We start from the raw sequence: 18,132 nt of genomic DNA on the forward strand, positions 1-18,132 counted from the left end.
CCGAGGAGCGCGAGATGCACGACGTGATGCGAAGGGGATGGACGCTTGACCAGGGGGCGCCGCTGGCGCCGCAGCTCTACCGCATCCTGCGCCAGCGCATCATTTCTGCTGACCTCACCCCTGGCTCGCGCATCTCCGAAGCCGAAATCGCCGCAACCTATGCGCTGAGCCGCCAGCCGGTGCGCGAGGCCTTCATCAAGCTCGCCGAGGACGGCCTGCTGGAAGTGCGCCCGCAGCGTGGCACTTACGTCCGCAAGATCTCGACCGCCGCCGTCAAGGACGTGCGCTTCGTGCGCGAGGCGATCGAGGCTGACATCGTCGCCCTTCTGGCCGACAATCCCGACCCCGCGCTGGTGCGCGAGCTGGAAAGCCAGCTGCGCGAGCAAAAGGAAGTCGCCGAGAGCGAGGCGAGCCGCTTCATCGTGCTTGACGAACGTTTCCACCGCACGCTCGCCGAAGCTGCCGGCAAGGCCTACGCCTGGAAGGTGATCGAACAGGTGAAGGGCCAGATGGACCGGGTGCGGTATCTGAGCGCCCTGCAGTTCCCGATGCGCGACCTCGTCGCCCAGCACTCCGACATCGTCCGCTCCATCGCCCGCGGCGATCCGGGCGCAGCGTCAGCCGCCATGCGCGTGCATTTGCGAAAGATCCTCACCGATCTTCCGGCAGTCGCCGCGGCGCGGCCGGACTTCTTCGATACCGGCACCTGAAACTGCCGAAACCTGAAATGTCACAACCCCAGGGAGGAAAGGTAATGCGACACTTCAGCAGACTGACGAAAGTGATGATCGCCGGCGTCGCCGGCCTGATGCTCGCGGGCCAGGCGATGGCACAGGAGCTGACGCTCAAGCTCGGCCACCTCGCCAACGAGCAGAACTCCTGGCACAAGGCCTCGCTCAAGTTCGGCGAGGAGCTGAAGACCCTCACCAATGGCCGCATCGCTGTCGAGGTCTATCCCAACGACTCGCTCGGCCGCGAGATGGACCTCATCAACGGCATGCAGCTCGGCACCGTCGAAATGACGATCACCGGCGAGAGCCTGCAGAACTGGGCGCCGATGGCAGCGCTGCTGGCGCTGCCCTACGCCTACAAGTCGCTCGAGGACATGGACGCGATCGCCGGAGGAGAGCTCGGCAAGAAGATCGAGGCCGAGATCATTGAAAAGGCGCAGGTTCGCCCGATCGCCTACTTCGCCCGTGGCCCGCGCAACCTGACGTCCAATCGCGCGATCACGTCGCCGGCTGAGCTCAACCGCCTGCGCATGCGCGTACCGAACGTGCCGCTGTTTGTCGACGTGTGGACCGCGCTCGGCGCGCAGCCGACGCCGATGGCGTTCTCGGAAGTGTTCACCGCCCTGCAGAACGGCACCATCGAGGGCCAGGAGAACCCGCTGGCGCTGATCCAGTCGGCCTCGTTCAACGAGGTGCAGAGCCACGTGAACCTCACCGAGCACGTCCGCTCATGGATCTACCTCACCATCGCCGAGCAGGTCTGGCAGAAGCTGTCCGAGGAGGACAAGGGCCACGTGATGGAGGCGGCCAAGCGCGCGCAGGAATTCGAGCGCCAGCAGTTCCTGCAGGATGAGGACGCAATCCGCGCCGACCTCGAAAAGAAGGGCATGACCTTCGTCGAGGTCGACCAGATGGCCTTCGCCGATGCCGCGCGCCAGCCGGTGATCGACAGCGTCTCCGAGGAGCTGCGCCCGATCGTCGAGGAAATCTTCAACCGCTGACGGCGGCACAAAACCGCTCCAGCTGAAACCTGCGGCGGCGCAGCCCGTGCTGCGCCGCGCCAGCGATGAAGGGCACCACCTGCCATGCGCGCACTGGCCTTGTTTACCAGGCTCATCTCTTCGCTCAGCCGGCTCGGCGTCGGGCTCGCGTTTTCGCTGCTGATCGTCGTCGTGACGATCCAGATCGTGACGCGCAGCTTCGGCTTCCACTCGCCGGTCTGGACCGAGGAGGCCTCCCGCTACCTGCTGCTCTACATGACCGCCTTCGGCGTCGGCCTGTCGCTGCTGACGGGCGAGTTCGTCAATGTGGACCTGTTGCAGGAATCCTTGTCGGAGCGCACATCGTGGTGGATGCGGCTCTTTGCCAACATCCTCACGGCAGTGATGGGTGCCGTGATGGTCTTACCCGCCTGGCGCTTCACCGCGATTGGCGCCATGCAACGCTCGCCCAGCCTGCGCTGGTCGATGGACTACATCCACGCCAGCGTTCTCGTCCTGGCGATCCTGCTGTTCCTGTTCGCCATGACCCGCGTCATCGGCATGCTTGCCGGTCTTGATGACGGCCGCCCTCGGCCGACGGAGGAAAACTAACCGATGGATCTCTTCCTTCTCGTCGTCACCTTCGCTGCCACCCTCGCGCTCGGCGCGCCGGTCGCGGTGTGCCTGGGGCTGTCGTCGCTTGCCTACATCCTCGCCGCGGGCCTGCCGGTCGTCATCATCCCGCAGCGCATGTATGCGGGCATGGACGTCTTCGTGCTCCTGTGCATTCCCGGCTTCATTCTCGCCGGTAACCTGATGAATTTCGGCGGTGTCACCGAGCGCATCATCCGCTTCGCCAATGCGCTGGTCGGCTGGATGCGCGGCGGGCTCGCCATGGCGAACGTCGCCGACTCGATGATGTTCGGCGGCATTTCCGGCACCGCCGTCGCCGACGTCGCCGCCACCGGCTCGGTGATGATCCCCGGCATGAAGAAGTCGGGCTATCCGGCCGACTTCTCCGCCGCCATCACCGCCGCCTCATCGACCGTCGGGCCTATGATCCCGCCGAGCGTGCCGATGATCATCGTCGGCGCGCTCTCCGGCATGTCGGTCGGCCAGCTGTTTCTCGCCGGTGCCGTGCCCGGCGTGCTGATGGGCATCGGCATGGGCATCACCTGCTATGTGCTCGCCGTGCGCCGCAACTATCCGCGTCAGCCCTGGCAGGGGGTAAGCGAGCTGATCGCCTCGTTCTTCTCCGCCTTCTGGGCGCTCGCCATGATTGGCCTCATCATCGGCGGCCTGATGTCGGGCATCGCCACACCCACCGAGACCGCGATCGTCGCCTGCATCTACGCCTTCATCGTCGGCGCCTTCGTCTACCGCGAACTGCCGATCCGCGCCGTGCCGAAAATCATCGTCAACAGCGCGGTCTCGTCCGCCGGCATCCTCGCCCTCGTCGGCTTTGCCAACGTGTTCGGCTCGATCCTTGCCTCCGAGCGCATCCCGCAGATGCTGGTGAACGCGGTGCTGTCGGTCACCGACAACAAGTACCTCGTCATCCTGCTCGTCAACTGCCTGCTGCTCATCGTCGGCATGTTCATGGAGACGATTGCGGCGCTCATAATCCTGTTCGTGCCGCTGCTGACGCTGGCGACCAGCGTCGGCATCGACCCGCTTCATTTCGCGACCTTCGCGGTGCTGAACCTGATGATCGGCCTGTGCACGCCGCCGATCGGCGTGTGCCTGTTCGTGGCGGCCAATATCGCGCGCATTCCGCTGATGCCGGTGATCCGGGCGGTACTCCCGTTCCTGATTTCCAACATCATCGTGCTGTTGCTGGTATCCTACTATCCGCCCTTCGCCACATGGCTGCCGACGACGCTGATGGGAAACTAAGGAGGAGCCGATGAAGACCCGTGTCTGCAGGCTCTATGGCCAACGCGAGCTGCGCGTCGAGGAAATGGACGTGGCCGCGCCGGGGCCCGGCGAGGTGCTGGTCGCGATCGGGGCAGGGGGGATCTGCGGCTCGGACCTTCACTATTTCCAGGACGGCGGCTTCGGGCCGATCCGGGTGCGCGAGCCGATCATTTTGGGCCACGAGATCGCCGGCACGGTGCAGGCGGTGGGGGAGGGCGTCGATCGCGTCTTCCCGGGCGACCGCGTAGCGGTAAACCCGTCGCGGCCCTGCAACGACTGCCGCTTCTGCCGCGAGGGGCTGCGCCAGCATTGCCTCAACATGCGCTTCTTCGGCTCCGCGCTGCGCTTCCCGCACGAGCAGGGCGGGTTTCGCGATCTCCTGGTCGCGCAAGACTTTCAGTGCGAAAGGATCGGGCCGCGGACGAGCCTGGCGGAAGCCGCGGTCGCCGAGCCGTTTGCCGTTTGCCTGCATGCCCGCAGCCGCGCCGGCGACCTGTCGGGCAAGAGCGTGCTGGTGACCGGCGCCGGGCCAGCCGCCGCGCATGCGGGGGCTGCCGAGATCGTCGTCACCGACCTGCAGGACGCAGCGCTCGCAATCGCCTCGCGCATGGGCGCGACCACGACCGTCAATGTCGCGGCCAACCCCGACCTCCTCGATCGGTACAAGGCCGAAAAGGGCCAGTTCGACCTGGCTTTCGAATGTTCGGCGGCGGCACCCGCGGTGCACACGGCAATCGAATGCGTGCGCCCGCAAGGCACGATCGTTCAGCTTGGCGTGGCCGGAGACCTGCCGGTACCCGTCAACATGCTGGTCGGCAAGGAGATCAACCTGATCGGCTCGCACCGCTTCGACGCGGAGTTTGGCGAGGCAGTTCGGCTGATCGACAGCGGCGCGATCGACGTGAAGCCGATCATCACGGCGAGCTATCCGCTCGAAGATGCGCTCGCCGCCTTCGAGATCGCCGGCGACCGCTCCCGCGCCGTCAAGGTGCAGCTCACATTTGCGGAAACTGCCGCGTAAAGAATCGGCCGGGGCAGGCAGCCCGCCCCGGCCAAAGCTCACTTATTCAACGCATTTGAAGCTCGAGGCCGCGTTGACGTCGCCCGACTGGTATTGCGGCCAGGTCGGGTAGAGGCAGAGCGGGCGGGTGACCTCGCCGCTCTTCGACTGGTTGACGAGCTCGCCCGGCGCCTCGCCATTCTCGACCCACTTTTCCAGCGCGCTGAACAGGTCGGACTGGTTCGGCATGCCTTCCGGCCCGACGCCCGCATGGTTGATCGACGGGAAGATGTAGAAGCGGGCGAAGCTGTCGACCTTGTCCTTGCCGAGCTTCTCGTTAACGCGCTTCCAATAGGCGGCAACCTCGGCCGGCGGCACTTCCGAGGCACCGCCCGCATAGAGGATCATCTTCGCGCCCTTATCCGCGAGCGCCGACAGGTCAGGGTTGGTCGCATCAAGGATCTTCGACACCTCGAGGATGCGATCGCGCAGCGCCGGATCGTTGGGGTCGAAATCGAGCGAGTTGGCGTTGACGTCCTGCCGGATCATGAAGCGGTGGTAGCCGTCGCCGAGGCTGTAGACGTAACTGTCATTGCCGCCATTGTTGGGCGCCGGCACCGACGGCTGCGGCCGCGAGCCAGCGAAGCTGCCGTGCCACGAGACGTTGCCCCACGGATAGCCGGCATGCCCCGTCAGGCCGTTGGAGAGCTCATAGTCGAGCTTCACTGGCCGGGCGACATTATTAACAGCTTCGAGCTGCGCCTCGGTGAGGCAGCCTTCTTTTTTGTCGTCCGTGCACAAGAGCGTCGACAGGTCCGGCTGGCAGCCCTCGAAATTGGCGATCCAGTTGTCCTCCAGCCCGTCGAGCGGATCGCACTGGCGGTAGACTTCCTTCGTCACCACCTCGGCAAGTTCGGGCGAGACCCAGCCGGCGCCGCCATTCTTGTAGAAACCAGTCGACGACTGCAGGTGCGCCATCTTGAGGCCGGTGAGCGCCGCGACCGGATCGCCGACCAGGATGCCGTCATAGTCCTGCGGATGGTCCTGCGCGGCGACCATCGCCTCCTTGCCGCCCTGCGAGAAGCCGACGAAATATTTCAGCTTGGGCGCCGAGCCATAGTGCGTTTCGATGATCTTCATCGCCGCGACATAGGTCTCGTTGACCGAATAGCGGGCGTAGCGCTCGAAGGCCTCCTTGTTGAGCGCGAACGAGGCGCGGCGCGGGTCGAGATCAGGCCCGTAGGGCAGGTCGCTCGCATCGTGGCCGGAATCGCCCGAGAAGGTCGCATAGCCCTTGTGTGGAAATTCCTTTGCCGCCTGCTCGGTCTGCCAGCGCCCGCCCACCTGCGGCGGGATCACGCCGTTGAAGCCGCCGCCGCCGAACTGCACCGACTTGCCGTTCCACTCGACGGGAAGCACCACACGCATCTTGATCGGCCAGCCATCGGTTGTCTTCGGCGGCACTTCGGCCATCACCTCGCAATGGGCGGGCGCCGCCTCACTTGCCTCATTGAGCGAGGCCGACACGACCTTCACGCCGTCGAGCGTGGCCGACGGCAGTGCCTCGCACGCAACCTCCGCCGCGGCCGGAAACGCGGTCCCAGCCATGAGGACCCCGAGCAGCGTCACATAACGCGCTTTCATCAATCACTCTCCCTTTCCCTCCGTCGCCCCGCCTCCACGGGGATCGACTCAACCGGCACTGCCGGAAAGAGAAGGATAGGACTGATAAATAACATGTTCAACAGACGGACAAGTGATCCACACCTGCGCTGAGTCGGCCGTTTGCGAGCCCGGATTGATCTGCTCTCATGATGTGCCGCTCGCGGCGCCCCTCTGCACCATCCCCAGCTTTGCTGCCCCGATAACGCTGCGTCATGCTTCGCCGCCGAACTGCCATGCTTGACAAAATGCACTGTAAGATATCACATGGAATATATAACACGCCGAGACACAAGAGCGTGGACGAGAACGAGGGGCACGAATGGAGAATCCGGGACAGAACCCGCAGCCTCCGCCGAAGCCGCTGCCGCGACTGGGCGAAGAGCATTTGACCTGACGAACCGCACCAGCCTGCCGGGCGTGCGCGCCAGCACCAGTGACTTCGCCGGTTGCGCGCCGCGCGACGCGCTGGCTTCCGGCGGCGGGTCCTGAGATTTCCGTGCAGGCGAGCGGCCAGGCGCATCCGGCCTGATGCCCACGCAGTGCCGTCCAACTCCGTCCAGCGCTGACCAAAAGATTCCGCGGCCCGTATCGGGACGCGGCGATACCTGAAGCTTTGAATAACAAGGGGAATAACATGAAGATGATTTTGACCGGCGCGCTCGCTGCGCTGATGAGCACGTCGGCAATGGCCGGCCCGCTGATGAGCGAAGGCAAGATCGGCTTCGCAGCTGACTTTGCCGCCGCGCCCAACCAGTTCATCCGCACCGACGGCACGATGGACGGCCTCAACGTCGACATGTGCGGCGAGATCGGCAAGCGCCTCAACCTCGAGGTCGAGTGGACCAACCTCGCCTTCCCCGGCCTCGTTCCGGGCCTGCAGGCCGGGCGTTTCGACAGCCTCTGCACCGCGATCTTCATCAACCCCGAGCGCCTGCAGATCATGAACATGATCTCCTACGTGCAGTGGGGCGAGGGCCTGATGGTGCCGAATGGCAACCCGGCCGGCATCTCCTGCGAGGCGAAGATCGGCGTGCCCGAATCCTATGAGGCCTGCTTCGACGGCCTTGCCGGCAAGGCCGTGTCGGTCGCCGCTGGCGGCACCACCAACAAGAACCTCGTCGCCCAGAGCGAGCGCATGGTCGCCGCTGGCCTTGCCGCCATCGACATCCGCGCCTTCGACTCCAACTCCGAGGCAATTCAGGCCGCCGTCGCCGGCCAGGTCGACGCCGCTTACCTGAACGCCCCGCAGGCCGCCTACTACATCAAGACCAGCAATGCGCCGTTCGAGATGGCCTTCACCGGCAACGCGGCCAACAAGCTCGCCATCACCACGATGAAGGACAATGTCGAGCTCGCCGGGATGATCGTGAAGGCGCTCGAGGAGATGAAGGCTGACGGCACCTACCTGCAGATCATCGAGAAGTGGGGCGTTGCCCCGGTCGACTCCTTCGTCCTCAACCCGAACTGAGCCTAAGCGGCATCGATGCATTTCTCGCTAGAGACATTCCTCCACTATCTGGTGCAGCCACGGTTTGCGACCGTGGCTGGCGTCACCCTGCTGGTTGCGATCGCCGCGCAGGCGATCGGCACGGTGATCGGCCTGGGTCTGGCCCTGTGCGCGCTGTCGCGCTTTCGCGTGCTTCGCGCCTTCTCGGCCGCGTGGGTCTGGCTCTGGCGAGGAACGCCGCCGCTGGTGCAGCTTTTCCTGCTGTATTTCGGCCTGCCGCAGCTCGGCATTCGCCTCGGCGTGCTGGAGGCAGGCCTTATCGGCCTTGGCTGCTATTCCGGCGCCTACATGTCGGAGATCATCCGCGGCGCACTGCAGAGCGTGCCGTCGGACCAGATGCAGGCCGCCCGCGCCATGGGCATGAGCTGGCTCGGCGCCATGCTGCACGTGATGCTGCCGCAGTCGATCCGGCTGATACTGCCTGCCTTCGGCAACGAATTTTCGTCGATGATGCGCACGACCTCGATCCTGTCGGTGATCTCGTTCGGCGAGCTTTTGCGCGTCACCCGCCTTGCCATCAACGAAACCTACGCTGTCATCGAGCTCTACGCCGTGGCCGCCGTCTGGTACCTGCTGATGTATTCCGCATGGATCGTCGTGCAGCGCCAGCTCGAGCGCTACGCCGCCACCGGCAGCGTCAAACGCAATCTCACCGCCGACCCGGCGGGGAAGACGACCTGAACCAGCGACCATCGCGGAGACTTTCATGAAAACCGTAATTCTTTTCGGCGTCGGAGCCATGGGCGGCCGCTTGCTGCGCGTGCTCGAGAACGACTATCCGGGCATCGAGATCGTCGCCGCGGTCGACAACGATGCGGCCAAGACGGGCAAGACCCTCGCCGAGGTGACCGGCTTTGCGCGTTTCGGCGGCGTCAAGATCGCGGCCGACCTCGACAGCGCGCTGGCGGGTCTTGCTGCCAAGCCGGACGTTCTGGTCCACATGACCGAGTCCAAGCCGCACCTCATCAAGGAGCAGCTGCTCGCCGCGCTCAACGCCGGCCTCAACGTCGTCTCGGCCGCCGAGTCGATGTTCTATCCGGGCCTGCGCTATGCGGAGTTCACCGCCGAGCTCGACGCAGCCGCGAAGGCGAACGGCGTTTCGATCACCGGCACCGGCATCAACCCCGGCTTCTCCTATGACGTTCTGCCGCTGATCCTCGCGCGCGGCACCAGCGCCGTTACCCATGTCGAGATCTACCGCTGCATCGACGTCACCGGCACCGGCCCCGGCGACATCGAGCATGTCGGCTATGGCCTGACGCCCGAGGAGTTCAACAAGCGCATCGAAGACGGACGCGTCGAAGGCCATATGGGCGCGCCGGAGTCGCTGACCCGTCTTGCCGACTACCTCAACCTCGAGATCGACGAGATCACCGAGGCCTGGGACCTCGAGACCGCCGACTTCGACGTCGACAGCGGCGATCCGACCCCGGCATCCTGCCCCCCGGCCGCGTCATCGGCATCACCCAGCGCGCCCGCGCGCTGTGCAAGGGCCAGGAAGTCATGCGCACGTCGCTGGCGATGTACTACCAGCCGGAAAAATTCAATCTCGTTGAGGAAGACCGCATCGAGATCGAAGGCGCGATGCCGGTGAAGATGTCGATCAAGCCGGCCATGCAGTCGCTGTTCGGCGCGGCCAACATCGTCGCCAACACGATCGTCCCGGTCGCCGACGCAGCGCCGGGCCTTCTGTCGCCGCTCGACCTGCCGACCGGCGGCACCGAGCGCGCAGCTTCCCGCTATGTCGTCGACAAGTCGCGCACGGCAAAGCCGGGCTACCTGCCTGTGACACGAAAGGGCTGATTTCGTGGCCTTCGACGCGGACGTATTCCTCAGCATCCTGCAGTCGCCTCTGCTGCTGAAGGCTGCATGGGTTACGGTGTGGGTGGCGGTTGTCGCCCAGGCCGTGGGCACGATCCTTGGCTTCGTGCTGGCGGGAATGCTCGCCGCGCCGAAGGTTTTGCGCTGGCCGGCGCTGGTTTACATCTGGGTGTTCAAGGGCACGCCCCTTCTCGCCCAGATCCTCTTCTTCTACTCGGCCCTGCCGCAGATGGGCATCACGCTCAGCCTGGTGGCAACGGGCCTGCTGGCGATGGGCCTCAATGAGGGCGCGCGCATGGCCGACATCGTGCGCGGCGGCCTGATGGCCGTCTCGCGCGACCAGCGCGAGGCCGGGCTTGCGCTCGGCCTCTACCCGTCGCAGATCTTCCGCAAGGTGGTGCTGCCGCAGGCGATGCGGGCGATCATCCCGCCGCTCGGCAACAATTTCAGCTATATGATCAAGGCGACGTCGCTCTTGTCGGCGATCTCGTTCGCCGAACTGCTGCGCGTCTCGCAGCAGCTGGCCCAGTCGACCACGCGCGCGCTGGAAGTCTATCTCGTCGCCGCGATCTGGTACCTCGTCATCCTTACGATCTGGAACGTCATCCAGGGCCGCATCGAAAAGGCAGTGGCGCTGAAGACGTCGAGCGCCGTCACCGCCCCGCCCCCCATTGTCGAGCGCGAGGTCGTGCGCGCCGTGCCCGCTCCGGATGCGCCGTCCGTCCGCGAGCCGGTGATCGTCGCGAAGAACCTGAACCGCAGCTTCGGTCCGGTGAAGGGCCTCGACAATGTCTCGCTCGCCATCGGCAAGGGCGAGGTGGTCGTCATCCTCGGTCCGTCCGGCTCGGGCAAGAGCACGCTTCTGCGCGCGCTCAACTGGATCGAGCCGGCCGACACCGGCGACGTTCTGATCAACGGCGAGAGCCTGCCGTGGAAGGATGCCTCAGCACGCATTCGCCGCTCCGAGCGCGAACTGGACAAGCGCCGCCGCCGCCTCGGCATGGTGTTCCAGAGCTTTGCGCTGTTCCCGACCATGACGGCGCGCGGCAATGTCTCCTTCGGTCCCCGCAAGCTGCTTGGCGTGGCGAAGGCTGAAGCAAACCGCACCGCCGACGAACTGCTCGCCAAGGTTGGCCTCGCCGACAAGGCGAATTCCTATCCGATCGAGCTTTCGGGCGGCCAGCGCCAGCGCGTCGCGATTGCCCGCGCGCTCGCCATGAACCCCGACGCGCTTCTGTTCGACGAGCCGACTTCGGCGCTCGATCCGGAATCGATCGGCGGCGTGCTTGCCGTGATGGCCGACCTTGCAGGCCGCGGCATGACCATGGTGATCGTCACGCACGAGATCGGCTTTGCCAGCCGCATTGCCGACCGCATCGTCTACATGGAGCGTGGCCGCCTGCTGATGGATCTGCCGCGCGAAGAAGCCTTCAGCGACAGGGCGCCGGATTACTTCCGCGCCTTCATCGCCCGGTCTTAAGATTGGCGACGCCGAGGAGCCTGACATGAACTCCCAGAACGCACACCTCACCGCCATCGAGATCGAGGGCCTGTCGAAGTCCTACGGCAGTTTCGAGGTGCTCAAAAACATCAGCCTGTCCGTGAAGAAGGGCGAGAAGATCGTCATCTGCGGCCCGTCGGGCTCCGGCAAGTCGACGCTGATCCGCTGCATCAACCAGCTTGAAAGCCACGACCGCGGCCGCGTCGTCGTGCTCGGCACCGAGCTCGGCCACAAGCGCTCGCAGACCTACCAGATGCGCCGCAAGGTCGGCATGGTGTTCCAGCACTTCAACCTGTTCCCGCACCTGTCGGTGCTGGAAAACTGCACGATGGCGCCGATGCTGACGCACAAGGTGCCGAAGGCGGAGGCGGAAGAGACGGCGCGGAAATACCTCGACAAGGTCCGCATCCTCGAACAGGCGAGCAAGTATCCCGGCCAGCTTTCGGGCGGCCAGCAGCAGCGCGTCGCCATCGCCCGCGCGCTGTGCATGCGCCCGGAAGTGCTTCTATTCGACGAGCCGACCTCGGCGCTCGATCCCGAGATGGTCGGCGAGGTGCTGGACGTGATGGTGAACCTTGCCTCCGAAGGCATCACCATGCTGGTCGTCACCCACGAGATGGGATTTGCCCGCCGCGTTGCCGACCGCATCGTCTTCATGGACAAGGGTCAGAACGTCGAGGAAGCGGCGCCGGACAGCTTCTTCAGCAATCCGGCCAGCGATCGCGCGAAGAAATTCCTCGCCGAGATCCTCGACCACGCGGCGTGAGGATGGGCTACTTCTCCGTAAAGGCCCGCGACATGCTGTCGGTGATCGGCTTGACGAGGTAGCTGAAGAAGGTGCGCTCGGCGGTCTGGATCATGATCTCCGCCGGCATGCCGGGCATCGGCGAGAAGCCGGGGATTTTTGACAGTTCCTCGCCCGGCAGGCTGATGCGCGCGACATAGACTTCGCCGGGGCCGTTGGCGCGCTCGTCCTGCAGCGCATCGGCCGAGACATAGAACACCTCGCCTTCAAGCACCGGCGTCGTGCGCTGGTTGAGGGCGGTGAGCCGCACCGTCGCCTTCTGGCCGGTCGACACGCTGTCGATGTCGTTGCGTGGAATGTGCGCCTCGATGATCAGCGGCACGCCCGCCGGCAGGATTTCCATGATGCCCTTGCCGCTTTCGATGACGCCGCCCGGCGTGTGGTAGTGTAGGCGGATCACCGTGCCGGACACCGGGGCGTGGATGGTCGAGCGGCGCAGCACGCTTTCGGCCTCGCGCGACTGCTCACGCACCACCTCAAGCTCGCCCTGGATGTTCTGCAGCTGGTCGAGCGCGTCTTCCTTGTAGCGGTCCTGCGTGCCGATGATCTCCTGCTGCGCCTTCGCAAGCTGCGCGCCGGTCTCGGCGATCTCCGCCTCGAGCCGGCCGATCTCGCCTTGCGCCTCGGCGATCGCGCGCTGGATCGCGTTGACCTCGGTGGCGCGCAACAGGCCCTTGTCGAGCAGGACCTTCTTGCCCTTGTGCTCGTCGCGCAGGAGGGTGAGCTGTTCGATCATCGCCTCGCGCAGCCGCACATAACCCTGCATGCGGAACTCGAGCGACTTCACGTTCTGCTCCAGCAGCGACAGCTCGCTGCGGCGCTTCACGCGCGCGGCCTCGAAGTGCAGCTTCTGGCTCTCGTACATCGACGCGATGTCGGGATCGCCGGTCTGGATGTAGGGCCTGACGCCGAGGGGGATCTCGATCTCCTCGGCCTCGCGATACTGCGAGGTGAGCCGTGCCGAGATGATCTCCAGGCGGATGCGGCGCAGGAACAGCTCGCGCTCCTTGGCAAGCGCCGCCGTCTCGTCGAGCTTCACCAGCGGCTGGCCTTCCGTCACCTGGTCGCCTTCGTTGACCATCAGTTCCTTGATGATGCCGCCCTCGAAATGCTGGACGATCTTGTTCTGGCCGGTGGCGACGAACGAGCCTTGCGAGATCACGGCGGCGACGAGCGGCGCGGTCGCCGCCCAGACGCCGAAGCCGCCGAAGCTGAGGCCCAAGAGCGCCAGGCCAAAGATCGTGTGCGTGCGGATCGAGCGCGGCACCTCCCCGTACCACTGCAGGTCCTGGATCTTCGCAATGTCGGTCGACATGGGCAGTCTCCTACTGCAGCTGGTGGCCGAACGAGCCGCTCTCGATGCTGATGCCGCGCGAGGCAAGCGCGTTGAGCACGTCCTGCCTGCGCCCGAACAGCGCGACCGTGCCGTTGACGAGAAGCAGGATCTTGTCGACGCAGGCGAGCAGCGACGGGCGCTGGGTGATGGTGGCAACGGTGATGTTGTTGGCCTTGGCGTGCGCGAGCGCCCGCATCAGCGCCGCGTCACCCGCGCTGTCGAGGTTGGAGTTCGGCTCGTCGAGGATGACCATGCGCGGATTGCCGAAGAAGGCACGGGCGAGCGCGATGCGCTGCTTCTGGCCGCCGGAGAGCGGCGAGCCGTCGGCGGTAACCATCGTCTCGTAGCCGTGCGGCAGGTTCGCGATCATCTCGTGCACGTCCGCCAGCATCGCCGCCTCGTAGATCTGCTCGTCGGTCGCGTCCTCGCGCATGCGGGCGATGTTGGCCTTGATGGTGCCGGGGAAGAGCTGCACGTCCTGCGGCAGATAGCCGATGTTCTCGCCGAACTGGCGCTGGTCCCAGTTGCGCAGGTCCATGAGGTCGAGGCGCACGCTGCCCGAGGTCGGCAGGATGGAGCCCACCAGCATCTTGCCGAGCGTCGTCTTGCCGGCGCCGGAATTGCCGATGATCGCCAGCGAGTCGCCCGGCTGCAGCGAGAAGGAGATGCCGTTGAGCACGACGCGCTTGGTGCCCTGCGGCACGTAGAGCAGGCGCTCGACGTCGAGCCGGCCTTCCGGACGCGGAAGCTGCAGCCGCTCGAAATTGAGCGGCGAAGTCTTCAGGAGCGCCGTGATGCGGCCATAGGCGGCGCGCGACTGGATGAACTGGTTCCAGCCTTCGATCGCGCCCTCGATCGGCGCCAGCGCGCGGCCGGCGATGATCGAGGCGGCGATCACCATGCCGCCGGTCATCTGCCCTTCGATGGCGAGATACGCGCCCCAGCCGAGCATCGCCACCTGGCAGAGCAGGCGCGCGCCCTTGGACATCGCGGTGAAGATGATGTTGCGATCCTGCGCGATAACCTGCGCCTTGAGCGAGCCGGCGGTGTCCTTGCCCCAGATCTGCACGGCTTCGGGGATCATCGCCAGCGCGTTGATGATCTGCGAGTTGCGCGACATGGAGTCGAGGTGAAGGTTCGCCTTCGACTGGAACACGTTCGCATCGCCGAAGGGCGCCGCCGTCGCGCGCTGGTTGATCAGCGTGATGACCAGCAGCGCAAGGCCGGTCACCACGACCAGCCAGCCGAGATGCGGGTGGATCAGGAACACGGCGAGGACGAAGATCGGCGCGATCGGCGCGTCGAGGAACGACAGCAGCGTGCGCGAGACCAGGAAGGAGCGGACCTGCTGCAGGTCGCCGAGCGTCTGGTATTCGCGGCCGTTGCTGTGCAGCGAAGCCCGGGCGGCGGCGCTGAGGATCGGCGCGCCGAGCTGCGCCGCGACCTCGACCGCCGTGCGCATCAGGATGAAGCGGCGCACCGCGTCGAATACCGACTGCAGGATCACCGCGCCGACGATGACGATGGTGAGCATGATCAGCGTGTCGAGCGAGCGGCTGGTCAGCACGCGGTCGGATATCTGGAACAGATAGATCGGGATCGCCAGCACCAGCGCATTCGACGCCACGGTGAAGATCATGACGATCAGCAGGTTCTTGCGCACCGCGTCGAGCCCGGCGCGCAGGCTCGCGTTGAAGTCGATCGGGCCGAGGCGCTTGTGGAAGGTGCCCTTGCCGCCGCCCGATCCGCCGCCACCGCTGTTGGCCGGCGCATTGTCGCCGGGCCGCTGGGTGCTGGCCATGATTGGCCCGACCTCGGCATCGATGGTCTTCATACCTTGCGGCGCGCGCGACGGCGAAGGCTGCGGCGCCTCGCTTTTCATCTCGATGTCGGCTTTTGCAGCCTCCTGCCCGTTCCCGGCCGCTTCCACCGGACCAACGGGTTCCGCTGCCGCGGAAGGTGCAGCCGCCGCGGCTATCTCCGGCTGTGCCGCCGATGGAGTTTCGCTGGCATTCGCCGCCGCGGCGGGCGTCTGGGAGGACGCCGCCTCGTCAGCAGTACCGCCCGCCTGAACGCTGTCCGCCGTCGCCGTTTCCGCCTTCGAGGGTTTTCTGCCTTCGATTTCCGCGATCACCTCTTCGATGATGTCTTCTTCGTCCGGCTCTTCCGGCTCCTGCCTGCGCGTCAGCGAGGCCGCCTTGAAGCACTCGTCGACCGCGTGGTCGATGCTGCGGAACGATTTACGGATAGCCGCCTGCCGCGCCTTCAGGAGACTGGCGAGCTGGCGCACGTCATGGTGCAGGTGGCGGCGGCGCGGCGCCGGCTCGTGAGCAGGCGGATTGTCCTCCGCACAAGGCTCAATGTGATGAACCGGATCTGCCGGGTCGGTGCGATCCTCGGACATGGCTGTTTCCTCCGGGCTCGCTAGCCGAGCATGGCCTGCAATCCGTCGCCGCCAGGCGCCTCATTGTCGGGCTGGTAGTAGGCCGGGATGTCATCGGGTCCGTCGTCGATGGAATCGTCGAGGAAGGCCACCGCCTCGTTGACCAGCGCGTCGGGATCCTGCGCCCAGAATTCCGGCTTGTCGGAGATCAGCTCGGCCTGCACCAGCATCGCCTGCGAATACTGCTCGCCGCCGACATGGATGTTGCCGAGCGAGTCGAGGTCGACGATCGCGGCGTGGTTGAGAAGCGCGTTGCCGCCGGTGGTGATGGTCCACTCGGCATCGGCGCGCGGGGTGAATTCGTTCATCGCCAGCGCGATCTGGTCGCTGTCGCCGACGATACTGGTCTGCCTGATGTAGTTGAGGTTGATGAGGTCGCCCTCGATGTAGAGGACGCGCAGCGCCTCGTTGCCGGCCAGCGCCGGATCGCTGAGCACGCCGGAGGGAAGCACCTCCTTGCCCGCGGCAAGGTTGTCGGCCAGCTCCTGATAATGGGCCGGCATGTCGCCATAGTCGCCCGAGACGCTGTAGATCAGCGCCTCGTTCCACAACAGGTTGCCGCTCGTCGACACCGAGCCTTCGCCGGTGGTCTGGAAGCCGTTGACCGCGCCGATCAGGTCGTTGTCGTAGAGGACGTTGAGCTGCTGGATGATGTTGGCGTCGTACCACGAGCCGCCGATGACGATGATGTCGTAGGCATAGGCCAGCTCCATGATCGAGATGGTGTTCACGGCGAGGTTGTCGCCGGCAATGATCTCGGTGGTCACGCCCGAGGACGAGACGATGCCGACGTCGTTGTCGCTCTGGAAGATGTACTGGTCGAGCCAGTTGACGATCAGAAGATCGCCGGTGATCTCGGTGACGATCCAGTAGGACGGAAAGTCCGGCGAGCCGGACAAGTGCGCGCCGTCGTTGTTGTCGAGCGGATTGGTGTGCTTGAAGGTCGCGATGTTGAAGAACTGGTTGGTGGCGTCGTCCACCGACCAGTTGGTGATCGTCGGGCTCAGCGTATCCTCGTCGCAGATCGCGTTGATCTGGATGACCGCGTCGAGCTGAAAATAGTCGCCGGCGACCACGGTCACCGTGCCGCCGGTCCAGATGTTGGTCAGCACCGCATCGTTGACGACGGTGTTGCCGCCAGCCGAAATCGAGACCGACGCCTCGATCTGCATGTGCCCGTCATAGGTGATCTTCACATTCTTGATCGGCTTATGCTCGGGCGAGCCTTCCTCCGCCTCTTCCGGGTCGAAGCTGTGGTAGTCGTCGATGTTCGGCGCTTCCGTCACCAGCTTGCCGTTGACGTAGATGCCGTCGAGCGTCTTACCGCTGAAGACGTGGATCTCGGCGGGCCCGTCCGTGTCGGGCGTATAGTTCTCGAGCTCCTCGGCAACGCTGGTGATGAAGTCCTTGATCGCCTCCGCGCCACTCGGCATCTCATGGCTGCCGATCGGGGAAATGCTGAGCGCCTCAAGCGCCAGGTTGATGAGGTCGCCATTGTCGATCGGCTGCGGCGAGAATTTCAGCCCGTGGCCGCCAACGCAGAAGTAGTCGTTGTCCGAAAGATAGATGTTCTGGACGATGTAGCTGGCGACGGAGCCGGGGGGATCGATTTCAGGAAGGGTGATGTTGATGTTCATGCCGCTCCCGGGTTCCGGGGACGGCCCTTGCGGATGCCCGAAGGGGTATTGCCCGGGGGCCTGCATCTTGAAGTACTTGTACTTCAGCGGCAGCCACGGGGACACCTCTTCGAGCGACCAGCCAGGCGGGGCGTAGCGCATGCCGGGGTCGTAGCCCAGAAGGGTGTGCGGCGCGGCGAAATCTGAAGCTGGCGCCTCGGGAAGCTCAGGATTGGAAGGAACAGCGGGCAGGGGGTTGAACTCATGATAGGCATCGCGCAGGCGCGCCTGTTCCACCGTTATGTTGAACATGCCGATGAAGTGGGCGATCTCTTCCGAGATCCGGTCCATGCCGGTCATGATACGCAACCTCCCCGATCACTCGTTTGGTTACTCGACTTTCGCTGGAAGGGCTGCGCGGGACCCGCGCAGCCCGGTACTGGAAGCGGCTTCGCCAGAGGCTAAACCGCGAAAAGTCCTGATCAGACGGTATCGTCGCCTGCGACGGTGCTCGTCAGGTCGCCGCCGACCACGGTCATGTCGACCGCGTTCTGCTGCAGGTTCGCGCCCATCACGATGTCCTGGTTGAAGGCGCTGGTATTGATGATGCCGTCTGCCGAGGCGGTGCTGGTTCCGGTTACGAAGCCGTCATCGCCATTGTTGGAGCCCCACGTTCCGCCGTCGCCGCCATAGCCGCCGGCACCGGTGTAGGCATAGCCGCCATTGCCGCCATTGCCGCCCGCGCCGCCATAGGCATCACCGGCGAAGCCGTCGCCGCCCGTGCCGTCGGCCCACGCGCCGCTCAGGGCT

At 65.3% G+C, this 18,132-nt stretch carries 14 protein-coding genes and 2 pseudogenes; 11 read left to right on the top strand and 5 right to left on the bottom strand.

Annotated features, from left to right (window positions below):
* Positions 1 to 14 precede the first annotated feature (14 nt).
* The 5 genes from L610_RS09955 (at position 15) to L610_RS09975 (ending at position 4,649) form a co-directional block, all read left to right on the top strand.
* A complete protein-coding gene (locus L610_RS09955; RefSeq protein WP_246658976.1) occupies positions 15 to 710 on the top strand; it encodes a GntR family transcriptional regulator in 696 nt (231 codons plus the stop codon).
* Positions 711 to 754: 44 nt separating this feature from the next.
* Entirely contained in the window at positions 755 to 1,732 is a 978-nt protein-coding gene (locus L610_RS09960) for a TRAP transporter substrate-binding protein (RefSeq protein WP_024848383.1), read from the top strand.
* Between the two features lie 84 nt (positions 1,733 to 1,816).
* On the top strand, positions 1,817 to 2,323 hold the full coding sequence (locus L610_RS09965) for a TRAP transporter small permease (protein ID WP_144704650.1): 507 nt from the start codon (positions 1,817 to 1,819) through the stop codon (positions 2,321 to 2,323).
* 3 nt (positions 2,324 to 2,326) lie between these two features.
* The gene (locus L610_RS09970; protein ID WP_024848385.1) at positions 2,327 to 3,607 is read left to right on the top strand and encodes a TRAP transporter large permease; all 1,281 of its coding nucleotides are present in this window, start codon (positions 2,327 to 2,329) and stop codon (positions 3,605 to 3,607) included.
* A 10-nt stretch (positions 3,608 to 3,617) separates the two neighbouring features.
* A complete protein-coding gene (locus L610_RS09975; protein ID WP_144704653.1) occupies positions 3,618 to 4,649 on the top strand; it encodes an L-idonate 5-dehydrogenase in 1,032 nt (343 codons plus the stop codon).
* Between the two features lie 42 nt (positions 4,650 to 4,691).
* Here L610_RS09975 and L610_RS09980 read toward each other — a convergent pair whose 3' ends face one another.
* Positions 4,692 to 6,272, bottom strand: coding sequence for a tannase/feruloyl esterase family alpha/beta hydrolase (locus L610_RS09980; protein ID WP_144704657.1), 1,581 nt, complete (start codon positions 6,270 to 6,272; stop codon positions 4,692 to 4,694).
* Between the two features lie 655 nt (positions 6,273 to 6,927).
* Here L610_RS09980 and L610_RS09985 point away from each other — a divergent pair.
* The 6 genes and pseudogenes from L610_RS09985 (at position 6,928) to L610_RS10010 (ending at position 11,888) form a co-directional block, all read left to right on the top strand.
* A complete protein-coding gene (locus L610_RS09985) occupies positions 6,928 to 7,761 on the top strand; it encodes an ABC transporter substrate-binding protein (protein WP_144704660.1) in 834 nt (277 codons plus the stop codon).
* Between the two features lie 15 nt (positions 7,762 to 7,776).
* Positions 7,777 to 8,481 (top strand): amino acid ABC transporter permease, encoded by a 705-nt coding sequence (locus L610_RS09990; protein ID WP_144704663.1) that lies wholly within the window; start codon positions 7,777 to 7,779, stop codon positions 8,479 to 8,481.
* Between the two features lie 25 nt (positions 8,482 to 8,506).
* Positions 8,507 to 9,169: pseudogene (locus tag L610_RS20730) on the top strand (hypothetical protein); the annotation flags it as partial.
* 92 nt (positions 9,170 to 9,261) lie between these two features.
* Positions 9,262 to 9,603: a hypothetical protein gene (locus L610_RS20735; protein WP_256366546.1), complete on the top strand. Its 342-nt coding sequence runs from the start codon at positions 9,262 to 9,264 to the stop codon at positions 9,601 to 9,603.
* A 4-nt stretch (positions 9,604 to 9,607) separates the two neighbouring features.
* Positions 9,608 to 11,101 (top strand): amino acid ABC transporter permease/ATP-binding protein, encoded by a 1,494-nt coding sequence (locus L610_RS10005; protein WP_144704673.1) that lies wholly within the window; start codon positions 9,608 to 9,610, stop codon positions 11,099 to 11,101.
* Between the two features lie 25 nt (positions 11,102 to 11,126).
* Entirely contained in the window at positions 11,127 to 11,888 is a 762-nt protein-coding gene (locus L610_RS10010) for an amino acid ABC transporter ATP-binding protein (RefSeq protein WP_144704676.1), read from the top strand.
* 7 nt (positions 11,889 to 11,895) lie between these two features.
* Here L610_RS10010 and L610_RS10015 read toward each other — a convergent pair whose 3' ends face one another.
* From L610_RS10015 to L610_RS10030, 4 genes and pseudogenes are all read right to left on the bottom strand, one after another.
* Positions 11,896 to 13,242 carry an HlyD family type I secretion periplasmic adaptor subunit gene (locus tag L610_RS10015; RefSeq protein WP_024848393.1) on the bottom strand — a complete coding sequence of 449 codons (1,347 nt, stop codon included), beginning with the start codon at positions 13,240 to 13,242 and terminating at the stop codon, positions 11,896 to 11,898.
* Between the two features lie 10 nt (positions 13,243 to 13,252).
* Positions 13,253 to 15,667, bottom strand: a complete 2,415-nt coding sequence (locus tag L610_RS10020) for a type I secretion system permease/ATPase (RefSeq protein WP_246658977.1) — start codon at positions 15,665 to 15,667, stop codon at positions 13,253 to 13,255.
* A 20-nt stretch (positions 15,668 to 15,687) separates the two neighbouring features.
* Entirely contained in the window at positions 15,688 to 17,682 is a 1,995-nt protein-coding gene (locus tag L610_RS10025) for a hypothetical protein (protein WP_144704679.1), read from the bottom strand.
* A 122-nt stretch (positions 17,683 to 17,804) separates the two neighbouring features.
* Positions 17,805 to 18,132, bottom strand: a pseudogene (locus L610_RS10030) (hypothetical protein); the annotation flags it as partial.

The organism is Aminobacter sp. J44 (assembly GCF_007829415.1).
Lineage (GTDB): Bacteria > Pseudomonadota > Alphaproteobacteria > Rhizobiales > Rhizobiaceae > Aerobium.